Consider the following 24,734-nt stretch of genomic DNA (forward strand, 5'->3'; position numbering starts at 1 on the left):
TTACTCTATAACACACAAAACCCGCCCATCGCAACAAACCCCGATCGGAGATGTCGATGCCCCGTCTGCCCATCCTTGCCGCCACCCTGACGATGGTCGCCCTGCCCGCCCTTGCGGCCCCCGACGTCGTCACCGACATGTCCCCGACCGGTGCCTTGGTCCAAGAGGTGATGGGCGATCTGGGGCAGGTCCACGTGCTGCTGCCCCGGGCCGCCAGCGCGCATCAATACACCTTGCGCCCTTCGGATGCGCGCGCCCTGCAGGGGGCCGATCTGCTGGTCTGGATGGGCCCCGAGTTGACCCCTTGGCTGGACAAATCAGCGGCGAACCTTGCCGATCGGACGCAACAGCTGCGGTTGCTGACGGTCGAGGGCACGATCCTGCACCAATATGCCGACAGCGACGATGGCCACGACGACCATGATTCACATGATAATGGGCATGACGATCACGACGATCACCACGACAATGACCATGAGGGGTACGATCATCAGGGCATCGACCCCCATGCATGGCTGAACCCGCAAAACGCCGCGCCTTGGCTGGACAGCATCGCCAGCGCCCTTGCCGAACAGGACCCGCAGAACGCCTCGACCTATCAGGCCAATGCCGCTGCTGCCGCCAAGCGAATCGCCGCGTTGGACAGCACCCTGTCCGATCAGCTTGCGCCCTGGTCGGACACCAGTTTCGTGGTCTTCCATGATGCCTATTCCTATTTCACCCGGCACTTCGGACTGAAATCAGCGGTTCCCATGTCACTTGGCGATGCCACGACACCATCCGCAGCACGGGTTCAGATGGTGCGCGATCAGGTTCAGGCTTCGCAGGCGGTCTGTGCTTTCCCTGAATACGCCCACGACCCGGCTCTGTTGACTACCGTCACCGAAGGCACAAACACCCGCACCGGCGGTCAACTGAGCCCCGAGGGTGCCGAGGGTGAAAATCAACGGTATGACGACATCCTGACCGGCATCGCGGATACGCTGGTGGCTTGCTTCGATCAATAAACGCAGATGGAAAGGCTGTGGAATCAAGTCATTGCGGCGAACCCTTGCCTTTCCGACAGAAACCCGACTAAATTACTTTGACATTCCTGAACGAATTTGTCAGCTTTAGGCATACACACGCCACACCAAGAGGCTGATCATGACCGCAACCCGCCCCGCAGACTTTACCCGCCCCGGCTCGACCTCGGTTTTTGCGCATCTGCCGCTGCATGATGCCGAACAGCTGACTCAAGGAGGCAATCAGGCCCTGATCACGTTGGATGATCAGGTCTATCAGCTGCGCATCACGCGGGCGGGCAAGCTGATCCTGACGAAATGAAAAAAGCCGGGCCACATGGCCCGGCTTTTTCCGTTCAGCTGCGCGGTCCGCGCGGTTTGCCGCCACCGGGCTTTCCACCCGGCTTGAAGCCCCCGCCCGAGGGCCGGTCGCCCCGCGGTCCGCCAAAGCTCTTGCCACCACCGGCAGGGCGCGGCTTGCCGCCCCCTTCGCCACGCGGCGCATAGGGTTTGCGGTCGCCGCCATCACGGGGGGCATAGGGCTTCTTCGGGCCGTCCGCCTTGTCGCGCGCGCCCCAAGGCTTGCGGTCGCCACCGTCGCGGGGCGCGTAAGGCTTCTTCGGGCCGTCCGAATTGTCGCGCGCACCCCAAGGCTTGCGGTCGCCGCCATCACGGGGGGCATAGGGCTTCTTCGGGCCGTCCGCATTGTCGCGCGCACCCCAAGGCTTGCGGTCACCACCATCGCGGGGCGTGTAAGGCTTCTTCGGGCCATCCGAATTATCACGCGCACCCCAAGGCTTGCGGTCGCCGCCATCACGGGGGGCATAGGGCTTCTTCGGGCCATCCGCATTGTCGCGTGCACCCCAAGGCTTGCGGTCGCCACCCGGCTTGCCTGCAAAGCGCGAGGGGCGGCTGTCGTCGCCATCGCGCGGCTTGCCATAGGGCTTGCGGTCGTCGCCACCCGATTTGCTCCAACGCGGCTTGTCGCCTGCGGGACGGGGACGGTCGCCGAACTCGGGGCGTGGACCGCCGGGTTTGCCTGCGAAACGCGGCCGTTCGCCGTCGCCCTGACGCGCGGGCTTGTCGCCCCAGCTGCGGGCCGGGCGATCACCGCGGTCGCCGCGATCATCGTCGCGCGACCGTGCGCCGAAGACCTTGCCGCCGGGCTTGCCGCCAAAGCTGCGGGGGCCGGAATCACCACGATCCTCGGACCGCGAGAAGCGGCTTTCGGCACCACGGGGACGCATTTCGCGCGGCTTGTCCTCGACATCGCCGGTCAGCAGGCCGCCCAGCTGGTCGCGCAGGACCTTGCGCTTGACCTCGGTCACTTCGTTCTTGTCCATGCCGGTCAGCTTGAACGGGCCGTAACCGATGCGGATCAGGCGGTTCACCTGCAGGCCGATATGGGCCATGGCGCGACGGATTTCGCGGTTCTTGCCTTCGCGGATGCCGACGCTGATCCAAGCGTTCGCGCCCTGCTGGCTGTCCAGCTTGATCTCCATCGGGGCGAAGTCCTCGCCCTCGATCTTGACGCCACGGCGTAGCGGATCGAAGGTCATGTCGCTTGGCGTGCCGTTCACACGCACGCGGTAACGGCGCAGCCAGCCCGTCGAGGGCAGCTCCAACCGGCGCTTCAGATCGCCGTCATTGGTCAGCAGCAGCAGACCTTCGGAATTCAAATCCAGCCGGCCGACGGTCATCACCCGCGGCAGATCGCGCGGCAGGGCGTCAAAGACCGTCTGGCGGCCCAATTCGTCCGATTCCGAGGTGATCAGACCAAGCGGTTTGTAATACAGCCACAGGCGGGTTTCCTGCGGTTCGTCCAGCTTCTTGCCATCGACGACGATCATGTCGGACGGCTTCACGTCCAGCGCGGGGCTGGCGATCTTCTTGCCGTTCACCGTCACGCGACCTTCGACGATCATGCGTTCGGCCTCGCGGCGGCTGGCCACGCCTGCGCGTGCCATGACCTTGGCGATACGGTCGGTGCCGTCAGCCTTGGCCAGTTCGTTTTTCTTGGGGGTGTTTTCGTCGCTCATGCGCGTCTCCTTCGCATCTCTGCGGGGCAAAGAGGGGCTTCTACGCCCGGAACCCGCCTGAGGGAAGCGTTTCTTTCCCTGACTTGCGCGGATAGGCGGGACTTGCCACAAGCATCTCATGGCCGCCTTCATCAGTCACATGCCCATGGCGCTGGATCAAGCCCGCGCCGCCGCCCTGCGCGGCGAGGTGCCGGTCGGTGCCGTCATCACCGATCCGCAGGGGCGCGTCGTGGCGGCGGCGGGCAACCGCACCCGCGAACTCTCGGACCCCACCGCCCATGCCGAGGTTCTGGCCATCCGCGCCGCCTGCGCCGCCATCGGGTCGGAACGGCTGATCGGCCATGACCTGTGGGTGACGCTCGAGCCCTGCCCCATGTGCGCCGCGGCTATTTCGGCGGCGCGAATCAACCGCTTGTATTACGGTGCAGGCGATCAGCGAATGGGGGGCGTGGCGCATGGGGCGCGGGTCTTCGATCACGCGCAGTGCCATCACCGCCCACAGGTCTATGACGGGCTGGCCGCCGATGCCGCCCGCGATATTTTGCGCGATTTCTTTGCCGCGCGTCGCTAGGGCCGCTTGAACCCCGCGCAAGGGCCGCATATAAGTCACCCCGACGCGGGCGTTGTGTAATGGTAAGACCCTTGCCTTCCAAGCAAGAGACGCGGGTTCGATTCCCGCCGCCCGCTCCAAAGATCCCCTACATCGTCAGCAAATCACCGAATTCGGTTTCGGTCAGGATGCGCATCTCGGCGCCCTTCGCGATCAGATCCTGCGCGCGGCGTTGTTTGGTGGTGACGGCCGCATCCGCATCCTGATCGCCGACGACCAGCAGGGTCAGCGCCTTGCTGACGCCGGTGCGCACCTCGAACCCCGCCTCCGCCGCCATGCGCGAGGCCTGCATCCGGTCCAGCCCCAAGCGCCCCGTAAAGCAGACCGACTGGCCAAAGAACGGCCCCTGTTCATTCCCCGGCAAGCCGATCTTCGTCGGATAGCGCGACTTAGAAGCCGCCGTCGCGCCCAGTTCCGCGAATCCCTGCCCGGTGCGCTGTTCGGCCAGCATCACCACCTGCGCCGCAGCCCATGCATCCTCGACCGCATCATGATGCTTGAAGTCCAGCTTCAGCACCTTCTTCAGGTTGCCCAAACCATGCCCGCCATAGCCGCGCAGCTCTGGCCACGCCTTGCGGGCAATGCGCACGCTGTCGGACCATGCGCTGGCCAATGGCGTCAGACCATCACGCGCGCAGGCGGCATCGAAGGCCATCTTGTCGAAATTGCTGTGCTGGATCAGGGCATGGCGTTCCAGAAACTGCCGCACCGGAGCCAAGGCATCGGCGAATCGCGGGCTGCCGCGCACGGTATCCGCGTCGATCCCGTGCAGCTGCGAATTGAAGCTTTGGAACGGTTCGGCGGGATCGACGAAAAAGCCATGGGTGTCGACGCTGCCGTCATGGGCCACCATCGCCATGCCCACCTGACAGATGCTGTGGCGGTTGCCATTGGCGGTCTCGACGTCGATGGCGACGAAGCGATAATCGCGGTCGATGAAATGCATGTTCGGTTCCGTTCGCCCGCGGCGTCAGTGGTGGTGCCGGTAAAGCGTGTTGGATCGGTCCAGATGCGCCTGCATCGCCGTTACGGCAGCCTCGTCATCATGGGCCTCCAGCAGGTCGATGATGTGGTCGTGTTCGCGCAGGGTCACATCCTCGTTCCCCGACCAATGCAGCAGCAGCCCGTGATAATGGAACAGCCAGCGCAGCAGTGACTGGCTGGTCGCGATCAGGATCGGATTGTCCGAAATGGCGGCAATGCGGGCGTGAAAGGCCATGTCGGTGGTCACGAAGGCCGCGGCATCGTCCAACTGGTCGCGCTGCTGGGACACCAGATCACGCAGGTCCGCGACATCCTTCGCGGTGGCCGTCTGTGCCGCGACGCGCACCAGCCCGCATTCGAACATCCGGCGCGCGACCTTCAGATGCTCCAGCTGTTCGGGTTCGGAAGACAGCAGCATGCGGGCCACATCATCGACGCGGCTGAGGACGCTGTCCGCGCTCAGTTCATTCACCCGGCTGCGTTCACCGTGACTGATGGTGATCAGCCCCATGGTGTGCATGTGCTGCAGCGCCTCGCGCACGGCGGGGCGGCCGACGCCGAAACGCTCCATAAGGTCACGTTCGGACGGCATGGGCGCGCCCGGCGGCAGTTCACCACTGGCCATCATCGCGCGAAGGCGGTCGAAGACCTCGTCCGACAGCTTGCGCCTGACGATCCGGTCCTGACCCATGGGGGCTGCATCTTTCTTCATCAATCGCCTCTTGGCTGCGTCGTTCAAGACCTAGGCGTTGCGGCGGGGCTGTGCAAATCCTTAGCGGCCGTTTGACGCCACCCGAAGCCGCCGAGGTCCGCAGCGTCATCAGGCTGCGGGCGCAGGTTGCCGGTGAAGGTGGCGTCGCGCAGTGACAGCACTGCCCGCCCTTCCGTCAGCTCGACCCGCACCACCGGCTGGCCCGCGCAGTCCGCCAATGCCGCGACCAGTGCTGCAAGCGGGCGGGCGGTGCCGTCATCGCGGATCAACCCGCGCGGGCCATAAAGCGCGGCAGGCGTCCAGACCGTCAGCCCCGCCCCCGCAATCGCCGTGGCCAGCCCCAGCGTCCAGACGGCGGCAAAAGCGCCATCCTGACGCGGATCATCATCCGCCATGCAGATGCGGTCCCGGTCCGGATTGGGAATCGTCCTGCTGCCATAGGGGTTCTGGCGCATGGCGATGGTGGACGGCCCCAGCCTGTAATCGCGATCGCCGATGATCCCCCGCCCCGAGGCAAGGATATGCGGCACCGCCTGCAGGGTTTCCATCACCGACAGATCGTCTGCGGCATGGACGATCGGGCACAGCCCGTGGGTCACGAAATCCGCATCTCCGGCCAGCGCGGGCTTGCGGTTCAACTCGGGGAAGAAGCTGGCGACGCCTCCGCCAAGGGGCAGATCGGGAAAGGCGCGGCGGGCGGCGGCGTGAATATCGGCAATGGGCGGACATGGAGGCCACTCTGACCCCGGCGGCGTCGATTGCCGATCGACCGAAGGCGTCACCATGACCGAGGCCGCACGCAACCCCGCATCCCGCACCGCCTGCGCATGGGCGGCAAATTCCGCATCCAGATCGCCGCCAAGGGTGCAAAGCGCGATCAGCTCCAGATCCATCGCCAGGTCGGGGAACTGGGCCTGAAGCCGCGCAAAACCCGCCAGATCGGGGTCAAGCGGACCCGCAGCGGCGTCCAGATGGCACAGGATGCGCGACGGATTGATGCCGCGCAGATCATCGGGGGTCTGGGCGGCGCGTTCGGCATCACGGCCCGTCAGAACCAGCGCCGTCTGCGGGAAGACCGCCGCGCGGGTCGGCGGCACCCATGCAGGCGGGGCCGCGCCCTGCGCAGGCTGCCATGTCACCTGCACGGCCTGCCGAAAGACCGCATCGGGTTGATAGGGCCAGGGCAAGGCCAGCGGGCGGTTGTAGGTCTTGAACGAGGCATCACCCCATTGGCGCTGATCCTCCATCTCGAAGACGTCGCCGGTCAGGCGGCAAGTGATCTGGCTGTCGCCCGCGCGGTGGATCAGGCCGGTGATCTGCTGGAATGGCTGCCAGGGCGCGATCAGATCGGGGAAATACCCGTCCGTCACGCTGCCATCGGCATGTTCGACTCGCACCGGGGCGCCGGCGACACCGTGGATCGGATGCAGCACGGTGAAGCCCGCGCGATTGGTCCAGACCTGCCCCGAGCAGCGCGCCGTCACCTGCGCCTCCATCCCGTCCGGGCGCAGGCTCAGCGCGATATCGGCCACAATCTGACCCGTCCCCATGTCATAGGTGGCGCGATAGGTGACGGTGCAGCCGTCGGTGATCGTCAGATCATCGATGCGCGGCGTCACGGTGCCCCAGTCGCGGTCGCGGACCAGAAAGGACACGGCGCGGATCGCCTCGACCCCCGCGACGGTCAGATGGCGCAGCTGGCCGCTTTCCAGCGTGACGGCGGCATCGCCCGCCACCAGCCGCCGGCCCTGAACGGGGGGAATGTCGGTTCCGTAAAGCGCCCGCAGATCCATCACCAGCCCGCCATATCCACCCGCGATCCGTCACGGGCCGAGGCATAGGCGGCCTCGACCAAGGCCAGAGTCTTCAGGTTGTCATGACCCGATGTTTCCGGCTGCGCGCCCGTCCGCAGGCAGTCGATGAAATGCGCCTGGATCAGGTGGACGCTTTCTTGGATGTTGTGCCACGGACGTTCGGCCCAAGGCAGCAGGGGCGGCGCGACATCGCGGATATCCTCGCCCTCCGCGTTCTGGATCACCACGCGATAGCCTGCATCCAGCCGCAGCGTGCCCTGGTCGCCGTCGATCTCCAGCAGGGTCTGCGGGAAGGTTTCCGGCGTGCGGCGCGTGGCATAGGAACAATCTACGACCGAGGTGACGCCGCCTTCGTGGTCCAGCAGCATCGTGGCCACATCCTCGCCCTTGATGGCGGGGTTGATGCGGGTGGTGCTGGCTGCGATCCGCGCCACATCGCCGAACAGCGCGCGCGAGATGTCCAGAATATGGATGCCCAGATCCTGAATGATGAAGCGCGGGTCCGTCGCCAGATAGGGCTGGCCCGAAAACACGTCATAGCCCGACCGGAAGCTGACCCGCCCGAAGAACGGCGTGCCGATGGCCCCTTCCTTCAGCGCGGCGATGGCGGCGCGGATGGCCGATTGCCAGCGGAAGTTCTCATGCACCATCAACGTGCGGCCCGCGCCCTCGACGGCGGCGACCATGGCGCGGGCATCCTCCATCGTTTCGGCGAAGGGCTTCTGGCAGATGACGTGCAACCCCGCATCGGCCGCCGCCTGCACCAGCATCCGGTGAGAGCCGACGGTGGTGGCGATATCGACGAAATCCAGATCCTCGGTCGCCATCATCTGCACGGCATCGGCATAGGTTTTCGCGACGCCGAAATCCTTGGCGGTCCGGTCGCGGCGGTCCTGATCCATGTCGCAGACGGCGACGATGTCCACGCCATCGATCATCTGCCACGCGTGCATCTGGTTCTGCGCAAAGAACCCGCAGCCGATCAAAGCACCTTTCAGCATGAATTCACTTTCCCATTGCGGCTTCGGATTGCAAGGCAACCCGCGCCTGAAGTTTCTGTTGCGCCTGATCGACCACCACCGCGGCGATGATGACAAGCCCCTTGATGACGGTCTGCCAGAAGGACGACACGCCCATCATTACCAAACCATCCGACAGAACGCCGATGACGAAGGCCCCGACGATGGTGCCCCCGATCCGGCCCCGCCCGCCCGACATGGATGTGCCGCCAAGCACGGCTGCGGCAATGGCGTTCAGCTCGAACGCCTGACCGGTGGCGGGATGTGCCGCGACCAGTTGCGATGACACGATCAGCCCGACCAGCGCTGCGCACAGCCCGCTGAACATATAGACGAACATCTTGATCCGGTTGACCTTGACGCCCGACAGCGCCGCCCCGCGTTCATTGCCCCCCACCGCATAGACATAACGCCCAAGCGGCGTGCGCCGCGCGACATAGGCCGCGACCACGACCACGGCGATCAGCATCCAGATCGACACCGGCAGGCCCAGGAAATTGCCCGCCCCGATCAGGCGGAAGGTATCGGAGCCGTATTCGGGATTGCCGTTCAGGTTCGGGAATGTGCGTCCGTCCGACGACAGCATCGCCGCCCCGCGACAGACGTACAGCGTGCCAAGCGTGGCGATGAAGGGGGCAACGTTCAGCTTGGTGATCAGAAAACCGTTTACCGCGCCGACGCCAATGCCCACGGCCATGACCAGCAGGCAGATCTCGATCGTGTTGAACTGGATCGACCAGCCAAGGCCCAGATCGATGCCGTAAAGCACCAGCCAGCCCGCAACCATGCCGCACAGCCCGACGATCGAGCCCACCGACAGGTCGATCCCCCCCGAGATTATGACGAAGGTCATACCGATGGCCAGAAAGGCGTTCAGCGCGACGTGTTTCGACATGATCACCATATTCGCGGTCGAGACGAAGTTCGGCGCGGCGAAGGCGAAGAAGGCAAAGACCAGGATCAGCGCGATGAAGGTCCGCGCCTTCAGCAGCACCAGAAGGGCCTGCCCGGATTGACCCCGCGGGGCCTGCGTGGCGGTATGGGTCATGCGACGTTCCTGTCTGTGCTGTGGCCCTTGGCCGAGGCCGCGACCACGGCGGTTTCGGTGGCGTCATGCCGGTCGAATTCGCCAGTGACGCGGCCGTTGGACATGACGATGATGCGGTCCGACAGGGCCATCAGCTCCTCCAGATCCGAGGTGACGAAGATGATGCCCAGCCCTTCGGCGGCCAGTTGGCGCATGGTGCGAAAGACCTCGGCCTTGGCGCCGATATCAATTCCGCGTGAAGGTTCGTCCATCAGCAGGATGCGCGGCTTGGTCATCAGCGCCTTGCCGATCACCACCTTCTGCTGATTACCCCCCGACAGGCTGGAAACCGGGTTTTCCATCGAGGCGATCTTGACCGTCAGCCGCTTGACGAAGTCCGCGACCGTGCGTTTTTCCGCGCCCAGATCCATGTGGAAACCGGTCGTGATGGCATCCAGACTGGAGAGCGTCATGTTTTCCCGGATCGACAGCATCTGGACCAGACCGTCATTCTTGCGATCCTCGGGGATCAGGGCGATGCCTTGGCGAATGCGGCCCGCGACGCTGCGGCTGCGCAGCGGTTCACCCGCGACAAAGAACCGACCCGCCGCGTGGCTGTGCCGCCCGATGACGCATTCCAGAAACTCGCTGCGGCCTGCGCCCATCAGGCCATAGACGCCAAGGATTTCCCCCGCCCGCAGCGACATCGACACATGATCCACCGCCAGCCCGCCACCCGGTCGGGGCAGGCAGACATCCTCGGCGCGGAAAATCTCATCACCGAAGGGGTGGTCGTCGGTCTTGGCGTAATCCTTGGAAGCCTCGCCGATCATACTGCGCACGATCCAAGCCAGATCGACGCCCTCCATCGGACGGGCACCGGTGATCGCGCCGTCGCGCAGCACCGTGATGTGGTCGCCGATCCGCAGCAATTCTTCCAGCCGGTGCGAGATATAGACGATGCCCACCCCGTCGCGGCGCAGGTCGTCGATGACGCGGAACAGGATCTCGACCTCGGCGGCCGAAAGGGCCGAGGTCGGTTCGTCCAGAATCAGGATGCGGGCGTCCTGCGCCAAGCTTTTGGCGATCTCGACGATCTGCTGCTGGCCCACGCGCAGATCACCCACCAAGGCATCGGGCGAGATGTCATGTTCCAGCCGCGCCATCAGATCACGCGTGGCGCGGCGCTGTGCGGCCATGTCGATATCGACGCCTGCACGGGTCATTTCGCGACCGATGAAAATGTTCTCGGCGACGGTCAGGTTCGGGAACAGGTTCAATTCCTGAAAGACGATGCCGATGCCGTGGCGGCGGGCATCCTGCGTGCCGGCGAAGCTGACAGGGCGACCCTCCATCAGGATCTGGCCCTCGGTCAGCTGTTCGACGCCGGCGATGACCTTCATCATCGTCGATTTGCCCGCGCCGTTTTCTCCGACAAGCACGTTTACCGCCCCCATGTGCAGGTCGAAATCCACCGATTTCAGCGCCCGCGTGCCGGGATAGATCTTGGTGCCGCCACGGATCTGCAAACCGATGGTCATGGCGACACCTGCGACAGCACCGTCGGAACAATGACTATGTCCTCGGTGGCGCTGCGCAGGGTGGCGGCGCCTTGGAACTGGAAAATTATTCCCGTCAGATCGCCTTCGGGCAGCGTGATCCGTTCATAGGCGGCGTCGTTCAGCGCGCGGCCCAGTTTGGCGAATTCGATCTGGTCGCGGAAATCCGTGAAGACCAGGAAATCCGCAGCATCGCGCAGCGAGGTGCCGCGCAGGACCGGCCCAAGCTGCACCGTCACATCGCCCTGCCCGTCGCCATCGGTATCCAGCACCATGTTCGCGGCACGGGATTTGCGGTCAGCGGCAACCACGCTGCCCTGATCGGCCAGCAGGAAGTTCCACGGGCTTCCCTCGGACCCCGGACGGACGCCATGCGCCTTGCCAGCCGCATCCAGCCCGCCCGCCAGCGCGGATTTCAGCGTTGCGGTATCGACGGCGCGGTCGGCCACGAAGGGCACCAGCTTGTCGTCGAATATCTGCCCCGCCAATTGCGCCATGCGCTGCGCGTCATCCATCGGCGCGGCGGTGGTTTCCGGGTCGGGGTCGGGGACGATCTTGCAGGCGGTCAGGCCGCCCAAGGCCAGCATCAGCGCCAGGCCTGCGGTCATCGCATGGGTCATGCGTCGCTCCGGGGTTTGGGAATGGCCCGGCATCGCGCCGGGCCGCAGGTGTCACTCGGCAAGCGCGAAGGTTTCCAGCTTGTCGGCGTTTTCGGCGTTGATCAGCACGCAATCCATCAGCTGCTTTTCATCCAGCCCGGTGCTGCCATTCTTCAGGTATTCGTCGGCCTGTTCGACGGCCAGCTGCGCCTGGCGATAGGCGGGTTGCAGCACGGTGGCCTTGATGCCGCCCGCCTTGATGGAATCGCGCACGTCGTTCGATCCGTCGAAGCCCACGACGATCACATCTGTCCGGCCCGCGGCCTCCAGCGCGGCCCATGCGCCCATTGCCATGGTGTCATTGCCGGAAATCACGCCGCTGATGTCGGGATGGGCCTGAAGGATGGTCTCCATCCGCTCATAGGCCTCGGTCTGGGACCAGTTGGCGGTCTGCTGGGCGACCATCTCCAGATCGGGGTACTGGTCGATGATGTCGTGATAGCCCGACGACCGGATGCCAGCGTTGGTGTCCGCCTCACGGCCCAGCAGTTCGGCATATTGGCCCTTTTCGCCCATCAGCCGGACGAATTCCTCGGCCCCCAACTGCGCGCCCTGATAGTTGTTGGAGACGATCTGGCTGACGGCGATGCCCGATTCCTTGATCTCGCGGTCGATCAGGAAGGATGGCACGCCCGCGTCCTTGGCGCTCTGGACGGCGGCGACCGTGGCATCGGCGCCGGCATTGTCCAGAATGATCGCCTTGGCGCCGCGCGCGACGGCGGTGTTGTACAGCTCGGACTGTTTGTTGGGGTCGTCGTCATGGACCATGACAACGGTTTCATAGCCAAGCTCTTGTGCGCGCTTTTCCGCACCCACGGCCTCGGCCTTGAAAAAGGGGTTGTCGTGGCTGGGGGTCAGGATGGCGATCAGACCCTCGGCATTGGCAAGGGCAGGCATGGCGATGGCCATGCTAAGCCCGATGGCTGAACTGATCAGCCTGGATTTCAATGTCATGTTTTCCTCCCTGTGGTCAGCCGGGCTTGCTGCCCGTTCCTCTCTGACCGTTCGAATGCTGGTCACGAATCATCATCATGTCAACAGGTATGATGAGTTAGCACCCTTAGGGCATGACGATCCAGCCGATCCCAAGCGAGATCATCGGCACATAGGTGATCGCCAGCAGCAGCGACACGACCACAAGGATCGGCCAGACCAGCGACCCGAACAGCGCCTGAACCGGCACCTTGGCCACCGCGGCGGCGGCAAAGAGGTTGACCCCCAAGGGCGGCGTGATCATGCCAAGCGCCAGATTCACCACGATGACGATGCCGAAATGCACCGGATCGATGCCATAGCTGATCGCCACCGGCGTCAGGATGGGTGCCAGCACCAGAATGGCGGCGGATGTCTCGATGAACATGCCGACGACCAGCAGCAGCAGGTTCACCCCCAGCAGGAAGGTCAGCGCCGAGGCGAAGTTGTCCTGCGCCCAATCCCCGATGGCATTGGGCAGACCCGACAGGCTGATCAGGAAGCTGAACAGAGCCGCCGCCGAGATGATCAGCATGATCGCCCCCGACGACACGGCCGCCCCCCGGAATATCCCCGGCAGGTCGCGCCAGCCGATTTCGCGATAGACGATCAGGCTGAGGATCAGCGCATAGATCACCGATACGGCGGCGGCCTCGGTCGGGGTGAAGATGCCGCCATAGATGCCGCCGACGATGATCACCGGCATCATCAGCGCGCCAAAGGACCGGCGCAGGGCGGGCAGGATCGGCTGGCGGCCCTCGGCGTCGCGCAGGCCATAGCCCTTGATGCGGCACCAGATCTGCACCATCACGACCAGCCCGCCCGCGATCAGCAGCCCCGGCACCAGCCCCGCCAGAAACAGCCGCGTGATCGAGGTTTCGGTCGAGACGGCATAGAGGATCAGCGGCACCGAGGGCGGGATGATCACCCCCAGCTCGGCCGATGACGCCTGGATCGCCCCCGCCATCCCCACCGGATAGCCATGGCGCATCATCGCCGGGATCAGGATCGACCCGACTGCGAAGGTCGTGGCCACCGACGACCCGGAAATCGCTGCGAACAGCATGCAGGTCAGCACGCAGCAGCTGGCAAGCCCGCCCTGCACGTTCCCGACCATGGATTTCACCAGATCGACCAGTCGCGCCGAAATCCCGCCATGCGTCATGATCGCGCCGGCCAGAATGAAGAAGGGCACCGCCATCAGCGGGAAACTGTCCAGCCCCGTGAACATCTTCTGCGGGACCACCAGCAAGGGCAGGTTCGAAAAGAAATGGATCGCAATGACCGAGGCCAGCCCGATGGACACCGCCACCGGAACCGACAGGGCGAACAGTGCGATCAGCGCGGATGCGAGGGCTGCGTTCATGGCTGCGGGTTTTCCTGTTCAAGATGGTGCAGGATCACGCCTGCAATCGCGGCCAAGGCCCCCACGGGAATGGCGGCATAAAACCAACTCATCGATGTTCCCAGCATGGCGACCCGCTGCGCCTGCACGCGCATGGTCATGGCCCACCCCTGCCAGACTAGGATCACCAGCAGCGTCAGCGTCAGCACAGTGACCAGCCGGATCACCCAGATTTGCAAACCTGCGGGCAGTAGGCTGCGCAGGAAATCGATGGGGATCATCGCGCCCAGCCGGAAACCCGCAGCAGCGGCCAGCAGGGTGGACCAGACGATCAGCCCGCGTGCCAGAACCTCGGACCAGCCGGCGGCGTCGCCAAGGACAAAGCGCGTCACGACCTGAAAGAAGACCAGCGCCGTCGCGACAGCCAGAAGCAACGCCGAGAGGTTATGCGCAATCCGGACGATCGCCTCGCCCGTGGACCGGAGTGGTGTCATGATGTTCCCCGTGCAGGATGGGCGGACCGGGCTGACCCGGTCCGGTCGGGTTTACTGCTGCGCGTCGCGGATGCGCTGGATCAGTTCGGGCGAATACTGATCGGCATATTGGTCATAGGCGGGTTGGACGGCCTTGATGAAGGCATCCTTGTCGATTTTTTCCACAACGTTCATGCCGTTTTCCTTCATCAGCGCGATGCCCTCGACCTCGTTCTTGGCCACGGTGGCGCGGGATGCTTCGGCAGCGGCATGGGCTGCCTCGCGGAACCAGCCCTGCTGTTCGGGGGTCAGCGCGTCGTAGTGGATCGCGGACATGGCGACGACGGCGGGCGAATAGACATGGCCCGTCAGCGTGATGTTGTCCTGGATTTCCCACATGTTGTTGGCGGTCACGATGGTGATGGGGTTTTCCTGCCCGTCGATGGTGCCCTGCTGCAGCGATGTCAGAACCTCGGTCCAGCTCATGGGGGTCGGGGCGGCACCGGCGGCCTTGAAAGCGGCGATATGGACCTCGTTTTCCATGGTGCGCAGCTTCAGACCCTCAAGGTCCTCGGGGGTTTCGATGGGCCGGATCGAGTTCGTCACATGACGAAACCCGTTTTCCGCCCAAGCCAGACCGACCAGGCCGTGATCGCTGAACTGGTCAAGGATATCCTGCCCGATTTCGCCATCCAGCACCTGATGGGCGCTGTCGTAATCCTTGAACAGGAACGGGAAATCCAGCGCATAGACGGCAGGCACGAAGTTCCCGATGGGTCCGGTGGACGAAATCGTCAGTTCGACCGTGCCGATCTGCAGCCCCTCGATCACGTCGCGTTCGCCACCAAGGGCCCCCGCGGGACGCAAGGAAACTTCGAATTCGCCATCCGACAGTTCGGCGATCTTTTCAGCGAACGCGCGGCCCGCGTCGCCGTAATGGCTGTCGGCGGGCGGCGTGAAGGCCATGTTCATCGTGCGCGCCTGCGCCCCCATCGGGATCGCGGCAATCATGGCGGCCATGGCAAAGCCGAGGCTGGTGAATTTGGTCATGTCTGTATTTCCCCCCTTGGATGATAAGACCCGGCGCGCGCCCTCCCGCGGGCGCCGGGTTGGTCGTCAGGTGATGCGGTGGATGCTGGCCTCGATCTCGTCCCATTCGAAGACGCGCTTCCAGTCGTCGCGCATCAGCATCGGCACGCCGAACTCGATGGCCTTGTTGCAGGCGTCGGAAAACGCGCCTTGGCGTTCCTCGAAGATCACCGCGCCAAGGATGTTCATATGGCCCAGCAGGAAGTCGCGGGCGCATTCATGGCTGACGCCGCTGCGGCGGACGGTTTCATCCATCGCCTCGCGCATGACGGTCAGCAGCGAGGCGCAGACGGTTTCCGACAGGCCCGGCTCCAGCATGGCCATCTGCTTGACGGTGACCTCATAGGTGCGGGCGACGGGGGCATAGATGGCACGGGCGATCCGGTCGCCCAATTCATAATGTTCGCGCGGGCCCTGCATCAGCGCGCTGACGACGCCCTGCTGGGCTGCGACACCGCCGAAGTGATCGGCCCGGCCTTCGGGCGTGGATTCGTCGTTGAAGATGGGCGGATGGCAGGGATGGGTCACGAAATAGGTGATGTCGTCGCGTTCCGGCAGATGGCCGGCAAAGGGTGCGGCCGCATCCAGCACGACGACCATCGTGCCGGGGGCCAGCGTCGGAACCACCTGCGCGGCGACCTTGCCGATCACGGTATCGGGCACCGCCAGAATGACGACCTGCGCATCCTGCAACGCGGCGTCCTGCGCCACGCAATCCAGCCCGGTTTCCGATTTCAGTCGGTCGCGACCGACTTCGCTTGCCTCGACATGGGCCACATCGAAGTCGGTCTTGGCCAGATTGGTGGCCAGACGCACGCCCATTTTCCCGCCAGCCCCGAACAGCGCCACTTTCGTCATGTCATCCCCCCAACGGAATCAGATCTTGCTTTAACTGGTATGATGAGATGATAATGATGGCATCATGTCAAGCATGGCTCGGGGGGCATATGCGAAAAAACACGCCGCTGGTCGCATGGCTGGGGGACGACTTCACAGGGTCCGCCGCCGTGATGGAGGTTTTGCAATTCGCGGGCGTCGCCTCGGTCCTGTTCACGGATGTGCCCTCGGATGCACTGCTGGAGCGGTTCGCGGGTGCGCGGGGCATCGGCATTGCCACGACGGCGCGCGCACATGGGCCCGACTGGATGCGGGACAACCTGCCCGATCTGTTCGCCGTGCTGGACGGGCTGTCCCCCGACCTGCTGCACTACAAGATCTGTTCGACCTTTGATTCGGCCCCGCACAGCGGATCCATCGGCGCGGCCATCGAGGCGGCGCTGCAGGTCCGCCCGTCGCAGGCCGTGCCGCTGCTGACGGCGGCCCCCCAGATGCGGCGCTATCAGGCATTTGGGCATCTGTTCGCGGGCACGCCCGATGGTGTCTTCCGTCTGGACCGCCATCCGGTCATGGCCCATCACCCCGTGACGCCGATGACCGAATCCGACCTGCTGCGCCATCTGTCCGCCCAGACCGACCTGCCCCTGGGTCTGATCGACCTTGAGGCACTGACAGACCCCCAACCCCGCCTTAATGCGCTGATCTCCCAAGGCGCGCGCATCCTCTCGATCGACAGCATGGAGCCCGCATCCGAGGCTGCCGCAGGCCGGTTAATCTGGGACAACCGCGACCGGATGGGACTGGTCGCGGGCAGTCAGGGCATCGAATATGCGCTGGTCCGGCATTGGCAGAACATCGGGATGATCCCGCCCGCACCGCCCCCCGCATCGGCGGGCAAGGTTGACCGGATCGCCGCCGTGTCAGGATCGGTGTCGCCGGTGACGGCGGCGCAGTTGGACTGGGCGGGGCAAAACGGCTTTGTACTGATCCCCTTCGATGCCCGCGCCGCCTGTGGATCGGACGCCGATCTGTCGTCCGAGGAGACCCGCGCCACCCGCGCCGCATTGCAGGCAGCCGAGAACGGCCGCAGCCCGCTCGTGCATTCCGCCGCCGGTCATCAGGGACCGCAGGTGGCCGCCTTCCGCGATGCCCTGGCCGCCAGCGGCATGGACCCCGAAACGGCCAACCGCCGCATCGGGCAGGCCCTTGGCCGCATCCTTGACGCCGTCCTGCGCGGATCGGGCATTCGCCGCGCGGTGATTTCCGGTGGCGACAGCTCCGGCCATGCCATGCGCCAGCTTGGGCTGTCGGCGCTGGTCGCCAAGGCCCCCACCATTCCCGGCGCGGCGCTGTGCCAAGCCTATGGCGACGGCCCGCATGACGGGTTGGAGATTGCATTGAAAGGTGGCCAGATGGGGTCGCAGGATTACTTCGGCTGGATCCGCGACGGCGGCGGACCCCGCGACACGACCCGAAAGGCCCAATCATGACCCAGATGATCCGCGTCACCTATCTGATCGAAACGCCGGGCGACCCCGAGGCCATCGCCGCCAAGATCGCCGCCGATCAATCCACCGGCACCTTCACCGAACTTCCGGGCGAGACCGAGGCCCTGCGCGCCCGCCACGCCGCCCGCGTCGAAAACGTCACCCCCCTGCCCGATCACGACCACCCCGCGTTTCCGCAAGGGGCGGGCATCACCGGCCCCTTCCGCCGCGCCCGCGCCACCATCGCCTATCCGCTTGATTCCATCGGCACCGACATCGCGGCCCTGATGACCGTTACCACGGGCGGAGTCTTCGCCATGCGCGGTTTGACCGGCATCCGCGTCGTGGGACTGGACCTGCCGCAAGCCTTCGCCTGCCACCCCGGCCCGCAATTCGGCATCGAGGGGTCGCGCCGACTGATGGGCGTGCCGCAGGGACCGATGATAGCGTCCATCATCAAGCCCTCGCTTGGGTTGTCGCCCGAGGACACGGCGCAGGTTGTCAGGATGCTCTGCGAGGCGGGCGTCGATTTCATCAAGGACGACGAAAAGATGATGTCGCCCGCCTATGCCCCGCTGAAGGCCCGTGTCGATGCGATCATGCCGGTGATCCGCGACCATGCCGAACGCAGCGGCAAGCGGGTGATGTATGCCTTTGGCATCTCATCGGCCGATCCCGACGTGATGATGCGCAACCATGATCACGTCGTGGCGCAGGGCGGCAATGCAGCGGTCGTCAACATCAACTCGGTCGGGCACGGAGGCTTCAGCTTCCTGCGCAAACGATCGCAGCTGTGCCTGCACGCGCATCGCAACGGCTGGGACCTGCTGACCCGCCATCCGGGGCTGGGCTATGACTTCGGCCCCTATCAGCAGATCTGGCGGCTGCTGGGGGTCGATCAGTTCCAGATCAACGGCATCGGCGCGAAATACTGGGAACCCGACGACAGCTTCGTACAGTCCTTCGCCGATGTCACCCGCCCGATCTTCAGCCCCGCCGACCGCCCTCTGCCGGTCGTCTGTTCGGGGCAATGGGGCGGACAGGCCTTCGAGACATGGCAGCGCACCGGCCAGACGCTGGACCTGATGTATCTGGGCGGAGGCGGCATCCACGGCCATCCGAACGGCCCCGCCGCGGGCGTCAGATCGATCCGGCATGCATGGCAGGCCGCGCAGGCGGGGCTGACCATCCAGCAGGCCGCGGCCGAGGACCCCGATTTCAGGGCCGCCCATGAAAAATGGGGCCGCCCCTGAAGGGCAGCCCCACCGATGGCATCAGGCGCGCAGCGTGCCGCCGGTTGCCTTCTGGACCTTCTCGATGACCTTGGCGGCGACCGCCTCGATATCGGCATCCGTCAGGGTCTTGTCGCGCGGCTGCAGGCGCACGGTGATGGCGATGGACTTGCGGCCATCCTCCAGCCCCGTGAACTGGTCGAAGACCGAGACCGACTGGATCAGCGCTTTGTCGGCCCCTGCGGCGGCATTGACCAAGGTCAGCGCCTCGACCTTGGGGTTGACGACGAAGGCGAAATCGCGGTCGACGGCCTGCAGACCCGCGGCGTCCAGCGCCGGACGGGTTGTCGTGCGCGTCTTGGGGAAGGGCACCGAGGCCAGGTTCAGCGTGAAGGCCACGGCGGGACCCTTGACGCCCATCTCGCGCAGGATGCGGGGGTGAACCTCGCCGAAGGTCGCCAGCACGTTCGGGCCAAGCGCGACATTGCCCGCGCGGCCCGGATGCCACCATGCCTCCAGCTTGCGGTTGATCTGTGCCTTGGCAGGAGCACCGATGACCTGCAGGATCGCCTCGACGTCGGCCTTGACGTCATAGAGATCCACCTTGCGGCGGCTGCCGTAAGGGTCGCGGACGGCGTTATGGCCAACCAGCAGGCCGGTGATGCGCATGGCCTGATCGCCCGGCTCGCCGCCGGTGAAGACGGGGCCCATCTCGAACAGGGCCAGATCGGCGGCCCCGCGCGCCTGGTTGCGGGCGGCAGCGGCCAGCAGGCCGGGCAGCAGGTCGGGGCGCAGATGCGACATCTCGGAACTGATGGGGTTTTCCACCCGCACGGCATCCTGCCCGCCCCCGAACAGCGCCGCCGAGGGCTGGTCGATGAAGCTGTAGGTGACGCATTCGTTGTAACCAAGCGATGCCGCCATCCGGCGCGCGGTCCTTTCGCGCATCTGCAAGGGCGTCAGGATCGGCTTGGGAACGCCAGCCTGCGGACGCGACAGCGGCTTGCCCTGCAGCTTGGACAGGCTGACGATGCGGGCGATCTCCTCGATCAGATCGGCCTCGCCCAGCACGTCGGGACGCCAGGACGGCACATGCGCCATGTCGCCCTCCAGCCGGAAGCCAAGCGCCTCCAGCGTGGCGCGCTGGTCGGCCTCGGGGATGTCCATGCCGATCAGGCGGGTGGTGCGCGCCGGGTCCAGACGATAGGCGCGGTCCGGCTGCGGCATCTGGCCCGCGGTGACGACCGTCGATGCCTGCCCCCCGCAAAGGTCCAGCACCATCTGCGTGGCCAGATCCAGCCCCTGCAGCGTGAAGGCCGGGTCGATGCCGCGTTCGAAGCGATAGCGGGCGTCGCTGTTGATCTTCAGCGCGCGGCCCGCGGTGGCGGTGGCGATGGGGTCGAAATAGGCGGCCTCGACGAAAACATCGACGGTGTCGTCCTGCGCGCCCGAGGCCGCGCCGCCCATGATGCCGGCGATGCTTTCGACGCCCTTGTCGTCACAGATGACGACGGCGCCTTCGGGCAGGGCATAGGTCTTGTCGTCCAGCGCCACCAGTTCCTCGCCCGCATGCGCGCCGCGCAGGGTCAGATTGCCCGTGACCTTGGCCGCGTCGAAGACATGCAGCGGGCGGTTTAGGTCGAAGGTGAAGTAATTGGTGATGTCGACCAGCGCGTTGATCGGGCGCAGGCCGATGGCGGTCAGGCGCTTGCGCAGCCATTCGGGGCTGGGACCGTTCTTGATGCCGCGCACCATGCGGCCCGCAAAGAAGGGCGCCTTGGCGGCCACGTCATCGGCGATGGTCACGCCGATCGGGCAGTCGAAACCGGCGGTAACATTCGCAGCCGGGACCGGCTTCAGCACGCCCAGACCGCGCGCCGCCAGATCGCGGGCGATGCCGTGGACCCCAAGCGCATCGGGGCGGTTCGGGGTGATGGCGATATCGATCATCGGGTCGATCTTGTCGGGCGCGTTCTGCGCCAGCCAGTTGACATAGCGCTGGCCGACCTCGCCCGAGGGCAGCTCGATGATGCCGTCATGTTCGTCCGACAGCTCCATCTCGCGCTCGGATGCCATCATGCCGTGGCTTTCCACGCCGCGGATCTTGCCGACGCTGAGGGTCACATCCAGACCGGGAACGTAATCGCCGGGCTTGGCCAGAACCACCGTGATGCCCGCCCGCGCGTTCGGTGCGCCGCAGACGATCTGCTTTTCGCCCTCATCCGTCATCACGCGGCAGACGCGCAACCGGTCGGCGTCGGGATGCTGTTCGGCATGTTCGACCCGCGCCAGCGTGAAGCTGCCCAGCTTGGCGGCGGGGTTGACGATCTCTTCGACCTCCAGCCCCATGTCGGTCAACGCCTCGGCGATCTGCTCGACGGTGGCGGTGGTCTCGAGATGCTCTCTGAGCCAGGACAGGGTGAACTTCATGACTGTGGCTTTCCGGGTTCCGGCCCGCGCAGGCATGTGGCGGGGGTGGGTTTGCAGCCTTGAACCGCGCAAGGGGCCAAGGGTCAAGTCGCATCATCGTTTTTTGCCCCCATCGGCGGGTTTTGCGGCGGTTCCGGGGGCGGCTTATCGCCGTTCGAGCCCTTGCACGGCAGCCATCGCAACCTACGTGAGGGAAAAGGGCCCTTGTTGGCCCGCCATCAGAAAGGCCCAGACAGGATGCAGACCGACCGACAGCTTCTGATCGAACAGCGCGTCGCGAACGAGGCGAAATCGCCCTTCGTGGCCTATCTGCTGCTGATCTTCCTGTGGGGGTTCGGCGTGCACCGCATGTATCTGGGTCGCTGGATCAGCGGACTGCTGATGCTGGTCACCTGGGGGCTGGGCTGGCTGATGACGCCGATCCTGATCGGCTGGATCCCGGTGGCCTTCGTCGCGCTCTGGTGCGTGATCGACCTGTTCCTGATCCCCGGCATGATCGACCGCGACAAGAACGACATCCGGCGCCGCCTGGCCTGAGTGCCTCAGCCGATGCGGTCGGCCAGCTTCTCGGTCTTGCCCATGCGATAGAGCTTGATTTCCCGCCACAGCTTCAGCGTCGGCTTGGCGGCGAAAAGGAACGAGCCGATGGTAAAGAACCACGTCGCGGGCGTCTGCCAGTCATCGGAAAAGAACATGATCGAACCGATGATGAAGCAGAGCGCTGCGCCGAAATCGACGATGGTATGGGCGATCTCGAACCGGGCATAGGTCCGACGCGTGGCATCGGATGCCTCGCGCCGGTGATGCTGGAAGATGCCGCCCAGCAGGCTCATGCGGACAGACCGCCCGACAGGCTGGGCGTGTCACCGGCCGCAAAGCCATAGTTGCGCAGCCAGCGCAGATCGCTTTCGAAGAAGGCGCGCAGGTCGGGAATGCCGTATTTCAGCATCGCAAGACGGTCGATGCCGATGCCAAAGGCAAAGCCCTGCCATTCGTCGGGATCGATGCCCGCGGATCGCAGCACATGCGGATGCACCATGCCGGATCCCAGGATCTCCAGCCAAGATTTGCCCTGCCCGACCTTCAGCTGGCCGCCTTCCCAGGAACAGCGGATGTCCACTTCGGCCGAGGGTTCGGTGAAGGGGAAGTGGCTGGCGCGGAAGCGCAGCTCGACCTCATCGACCTCGAAGAAGGCGCGGCAGAATTCCTCCAGCGTCCATTTCAGCTGCGCCATGCTGATGTCACGACCGATGGCCAGACCCTCGATCTGGTGGAACATCGGCGTATGCGTCTGGTCCATATCCATGCGGTAAACGCGACCCGGCGCGATGACGCGGATCGGCGCGCCCTGATCCTGCATGGCGCGGATCTGCACCGGCGAGGTATGGGTGCGCAGCACATGCGGCGGGCGGTCGTCGCCGGGCGCGCGATGCATGAAGAAGGTATCATGTTCCTGACGCGCGGGATGTTCTGGCGCGATGTTCAGCGCGTCGAAATTGTACCAGTCGCTTTCGACCTGCGGGCCTTCGGCCACGGCAAAGCCCATGTCGGCGAAGATCTCGGTGATTTCCTCGGTGACCTGGCTGATCGGGTGGATGGTGCCACGGGGACGCGGACGGCCCGGCATGGTGACGTCCAGCCATTCCTCGGACAGGCGTGCTTCCAGCGCGGCGTCTTCCAGGGACAGCTTGCGGGCGCGCAGGGCGGCGTCGATCTCGTCGCGCAGCTCGTTCAGGCTGCGGCCGATGGTCTGGCGTTCCTCGGGCGTCATCTTGCCCAATTCGCGCATCTTCAGGCTGATCTCGCCCTTCTTGCCAAGGGCGGCAAGACGCACCTCCTCGATGGCGGCGGGATCGGTGGCAGAGTTGATGCGGTCAAGCCAAAGCTGGCGCAGCGGGGTCAGATCGTCCATCGGGGGGCCTCATTCCAGTTGGCCCCGCGTTAGCATGCAGGGCCGCGCGGGGGAAGCCTTGGCCAACCCGCGCGACCCAAGTTCGCTCAGTTCCAGATGTCGCCCTTGACGCCGGGCGCGATGCCCGGGTGATCTGCGATGTGGAATTCGGGCTCCTTGCCCGCTTTGCGCTGGCGCAGATAGTCGCGCGTGACATGGGCCACGGTGCCCGACAGCGCCAGAATGGCGATCAGGTTGATGGTGGCCATCAAGCCCATACTGGCGTCCGCAAAGTTGAACACCGTGCTGACGGCCTGCAGCGATCCCCAGACGACCATGGCCAATGCCACGACGCGCAGGATCATGATGCCCAGCTTGCCCGCCCCAAGGAAGGACAGCGCGTTTTCGGCATAGCTGTAGTTGCCGATGATCGAGGTGAAGGCGAAGAAGAAGATCGCCACCGCCACGAAGATATGCCCGAAGCCGCCAAAGTGGTCGGCCAGTGCCGCCTGCGTCAGGTTCACGCCGGTCAGTTCGTCTGACGGAATGACATCGGCCAGCAGGATCATCACCGCTGTCGCCGTGCAGACCAGGATGGTGTCGATGAAGACGCCCAAAGCCTGCACGAAGCCCTGGCTAGAGGGGTGGTGCGGCGCCGGAACGGCCACGGCAGCGATGTTGGGGGCCGAGCCCATGCCCGCCTCGTTCGAGAAGAGCCCGCGCTTGATGCCGTTCATCATCGCAGCCATCACGCCGCCGGTGACGCCGCCGACGGCCTCTTGCATGCCGAATGCGGATTTCACGATGCCCGCAAGGATGCCGGGCACGGCAGGCAGGTTCATCGCCAAAACGATAATCGCGGCCAACAGGTACAGCCCAGCCATCGCCGGAACCACCATCTGTGCGGTGCGCGCGATCTGGGGAATGCCGCCGAAGATAATGACGCCCGACAGGACCGCCACGACCACGCCGACCAGCGCGGGGCTGATGCCGAAGGCCACGTCCACCGCCTGCGCGATCGAATTGGCTTGGACCGCGTTGAAGACCAGCCCGAACGAGATGATCAGCGAGACCGCGAACAGCCCTGCCAGCCAGTTCATCTTTAACCCGCGCGAGATGTAATAGGCCGGACCGCCGCGATACATGCCGTCGCTGCCATGCACCTTGTACAGCTGCGCCAGCGTCGATTCCGCATAGGCCGTGGCCATGCCGACCAGCGCCACCATCCACATCCAGAAGATCGCCCCCGGCCCGCCAAGTGTCAGCGCCACGGCGACGCCTGCGATGTTGCCGGTGCCCACGCGGCTGGCCAGCGACACCGACAGTGCCTGGAACGGAGAGATGCCGTTGCGGTCGGTGTCGTCCGATCCGCGAACACAGCGCCACATCTCGGCGAAATGCACGAATTGCAGCAGCCCCAGGCGAAAGGTGAAATAAAGACCGACGGCCAGAAGGCCATAAATCAGCACGTAACCCCAGAAGAAGGTGTTCAGAAAGTCGATGATGGCGTTCATCACGGTCCCCAGGCTGCTAAAACTTTGCGCATCCTGT

23 protein-coding genes and 1 tRNA gene are annotated in these 24,734 nt (G+C 65.1%); 7 read left to right on the forward strand and 17 right to left on the reverse strand.

Features of this window, described 5'->3' with window-relative positions; translation table 11 throughout:
* Positions 1–56 precede the first annotated feature (56 nt).
* Together SJY40_RS10670 and hemP are read left to right on the forward strand one after the other, a co-directional pair.
* Complete coding sequence (locus SJY40_RS10670; RefSeq protein WP_378946088.1) at positions 57–1,007, forward strand: zinc ABC transporter substrate-binding protein; 951 nt, start codon at positions 57–59, stop codon at positions 1,005–1,007.
* 139 nt (positions 1,008–1,146) lie between these two features.
* Positions 1,147–1,326: a hemin uptake protein HemP gene (hemP, locus tag SJY40_RS10675; RefSeq protein ID WP_378946090.1), complete on the forward strand. Its 180-nt coding sequence runs from the start codon at positions 1,147–1,149 to the stop codon at positions 1,324–1,326.
* A gap of 34 nt (positions 1,327–1,360) precedes the next feature.
* Here hemP and SJY40_RS10680 read toward each other — a convergent pair whose 3' ends face one another.
* A complete protein-coding gene (locus SJY40_RS10680) occupies positions 1,361–3,043 on the reverse strand; it encodes a pseudouridine synthase (protein WP_378946093.1) in 1,683 nt (560 codons plus the stop codon).
* Between the two features lie 118 nt (positions 3,044–3,161).
* On the opposite strand from SJY40_RS10680, the gene SJY40_RS10685 reads away from it, so the two are divergent.
* Complete coding sequence (locus tag SJY40_RS10685) at positions 3,162–3,614, forward strand: nucleoside deaminase (protein WP_378946095.1); 453 nt, start codon at positions 3,162–3,164, stop codon at positions 3,612–3,614.
* A gap of 45 nt (positions 3,615–3,659) precedes the next feature.
* A tRNA-Gly gene (locus tag SJY40_RS10690) sits at positions 3,660–3,733 on the forward strand.
* 8 nt (positions 3,734–3,741) lie between these two features.
* Here SJY40_RS10690 and SJY40_RS10695 read toward each other — a convergent pair.
* The 12 genes from SJY40_RS10695 to SJY40_RS10750 form a co-directional block, all read right to left on the reverse strand.
* Positions 3,742–4,599 carry an exonuclease domain-containing protein gene (locus SJY40_RS10695; RefSeq protein ID WP_378946098.1) on the reverse strand — a complete coding sequence of 286 codons (858 nt, stop codon included), beginning with the start codon at positions 4,597–4,599 and terminating at the stop codon, positions 3,742–3,744.
* Between the two features lie 24 nt (positions 4,600–4,623).
* Positions 4,624–5,349: a transcriptional regulator NanR gene (gene nanR / locus SJY40_RS10700; protein ID WP_378946101.1), complete on the reverse strand. Its 726-nt coding sequence runs from the start codon at positions 5,347–5,349 to the stop codon at positions 4,624–4,626.
* Positions 5,350–5,372: 23 nt separating this feature from the next.
* Entirely contained in the window at positions 5,373–7,142 is a 1,770-nt protein-coding gene (locus tag SJY40_RS10705) for a hypothetical protein (RefSeq protein ID WP_378948386.1), read from the reverse strand.
* On the reverse strand, positions 7,142–8,164 hold the full coding sequence (locus SJY40_RS10710; RefSeq protein ID WP_378946103.1) for a Gfo/Idh/MocA family protein: 1,023 nt from the start codon (positions 8,162–8,164) through the stop codon (positions 7,142–7,144). Before SJY40_RS10710 ends, SJY40_RS10705 begins: the two co-directional genes overlap by 1 nt.
* Before the next feature lie 4 nt (positions 8,165–8,168).
* Positions 8,169–9,230, reverse strand: coding sequence for an ABC transporter permease (locus SJY40_RS10715; RefSeq protein WP_378946106.1), 1,062 nt, complete (start codon positions 9,228–9,230; stop codon positions 8,169–8,171).
* Entirely contained in the window at positions 9,227–10,750 is a 1,524-nt protein-coding gene (locus SJY40_RS10720) for a sugar ABC transporter ATP-binding protein (protein ID WP_378946108.1), read from the reverse strand. The genes SJY40_RS10715 and SJY40_RS10720 overlap by 4 nt, the downstream gene beginning before the upstream one ends.
* Positions 10,747–11,376, reverse strand: coding sequence for a DUF2291 family protein (locus SJY40_RS10725; RefSeq protein ID WP_378946111.1), 630 nt, complete (start codon positions 11,374–11,376; stop codon positions 10,747–10,749). Before SJY40_RS10725 ends, SJY40_RS10720 begins: the two co-directional genes overlap by 4 nt.
* Before the next feature lie 63 nt (positions 11,377–11,439).
* Positions 11,440–12,381, reverse strand: coding sequence for a D-ribose ABC transporter substrate-binding protein (locus SJY40_RS10730; protein ID WP_378946114.1), 942 nt, complete (start codon positions 12,379–12,381; stop codon positions 11,440–11,442).
* 106 nt (positions 12,382–12,487) lie between these two features.
* On the reverse strand, positions 12,488–13,765 hold the full coding sequence (locus SJY40_RS10735; RefSeq protein WP_378946116.1) for a TRAP transporter large permease: 1,278 nt from the start codon (positions 13,763–13,765) through the stop codon (positions 12,488–12,490).
* Positions 13,762–14,238, reverse strand: a complete 477-nt coding sequence (locus SJY40_RS10740; RefSeq protein ID WP_378946119.1) for a TRAP transporter small permease — start codon at positions 14,236–14,238, stop codon at positions 13,762–13,764. The genes SJY40_RS10735 and SJY40_RS10740 overlap by 4 nt, the downstream gene beginning before the upstream one ends.
* 51 nt (positions 14,239–14,289) lie before the next feature.
* Positions 14,290–15,267: a TRAP transporter substrate-binding protein gene (locus tag SJY40_RS10745; RefSeq protein WP_378946122.1), complete on the reverse strand. Its 978-nt coding sequence runs from the start codon at positions 15,265–15,267 to the stop codon at positions 14,290–14,292.
* Positions 15,268–15,333: 66 nt separating this feature from the next.
* Complete coding sequence (locus SJY40_RS10750; RefSeq protein WP_378946125.1) at positions 15,334–16,164, reverse strand: phosphogluconate dehydrogenase C-terminal domain-containing protein; 831 nt, start codon at positions 16,162–16,164, stop codon at positions 15,334–15,336.
* 89 nt (positions 16,165–16,253) lie between these two features.
* Here SJY40_RS10750 and SJY40_RS10755 point away from each other — a divergent pair, with 89 nt between their 5' ends.
* Together SJY40_RS10755 and oiaX are read left to right on the forward strand one after the other, a co-directional pair.
* Positions 16,254–17,633 carry a four-carbon acid sugar kinase family protein gene (locus SJY40_RS10755; protein ID WP_378946127.1) on the forward strand — a complete coding sequence of 460 codons (1,380 nt, stop codon included), beginning with the start codon at positions 16,254–16,256 and terminating at the stop codon, positions 17,631–17,633.
* Entirely contained in the window at positions 17,630–18,883 is a 1,254-nt protein-coding gene (gene oiaX, locus SJY40_RS10760; RefSeq protein WP_378946130.1) for a 3-oxo-isoapionate-4-phosphate decarboxylase OiaX, read from the forward strand. The genes SJY40_RS10755 and oiaX overlap by 4 nt, the downstream gene beginning before the upstream one ends.
* Positions 18,884–18,904: 21 nt before the next feature.
* On the opposite strand, the gene pheT is transcribed toward oiaX, so the two are convergent.
* Positions 18,905–21,292, reverse strand: coding sequence for a phenylalanine--tRNA ligase subunit beta (pheT, locus tag SJY40_RS10765; RefSeq protein WP_378946133.1), 2,388 nt, complete (start codon positions 21,290–21,292; stop codon positions 18,905–18,907).
* A 237-nt stretch (positions 21,293–21,529) separates the two neighbouring features.
* Between pheT and SJY40_RS10770 the strand changes: the two genes are divergently transcribed.
* On the forward strand, positions 21,530–21,829 hold the full coding sequence (locus tag SJY40_RS10770; protein ID WP_108503115.1) for a TM2 domain-containing protein: 300 nt from the start codon (positions 21,530–21,532) through the stop codon (positions 21,827–21,829).
* Positions 21,830–21,834: 5 nt separating this feature from the next.
* Here SJY40_RS10770 and SJY40_RS10775 read toward each other — a convergent pair whose 3' ends face one another.
* From SJY40_RS10775 to SJY40_RS10785, 3 genes are all read right to left on the reverse strand, one after another.
* Positions 21,835–22,125, reverse strand: a complete 291-nt coding sequence (locus SJY40_RS10775) for a YrhK family protein (protein WP_378946136.1) — start codon at positions 22,123–22,125, stop codon at positions 21,835–21,837.
* Entirely contained in the window at positions 22,122–23,204 is a 1,083-nt protein-coding gene (gene pheS / locus SJY40_RS10780) for a phenylalanine--tRNA ligase subunit alpha (protein ID WP_378946138.1), read from the reverse strand. The genes SJY40_RS10775 and pheS overlap by 4 nt, the downstream gene beginning before the upstream one ends.
* 86 nt (positions 23,205–23,290) lie before the next feature.
* The gene (locus SJY40_RS10785) at positions 23,291–24,697 is read right to left on the reverse strand and encodes an alanine/glycine:cation symporter family protein (RefSeq protein ID WP_378946141.1); all 1,407 of its coding nucleotides are present in this window, start codon (positions 24,695–24,697) and stop codon (positions 23,291–23,293) included.
* Between the last annotated feature and the right edge of the window lie 37 nt (positions 24,698–24,734).

Origin of the sequence: Paracoccus sp. R86501, assembly GCF_042466435.1 — a bacterium.
Taxonomy (GTDB): Bacteria; Pseudomonadota; Alphaproteobacteria; order Rhodobacterales; family Rhodobacteraceae; genus Paracoccus.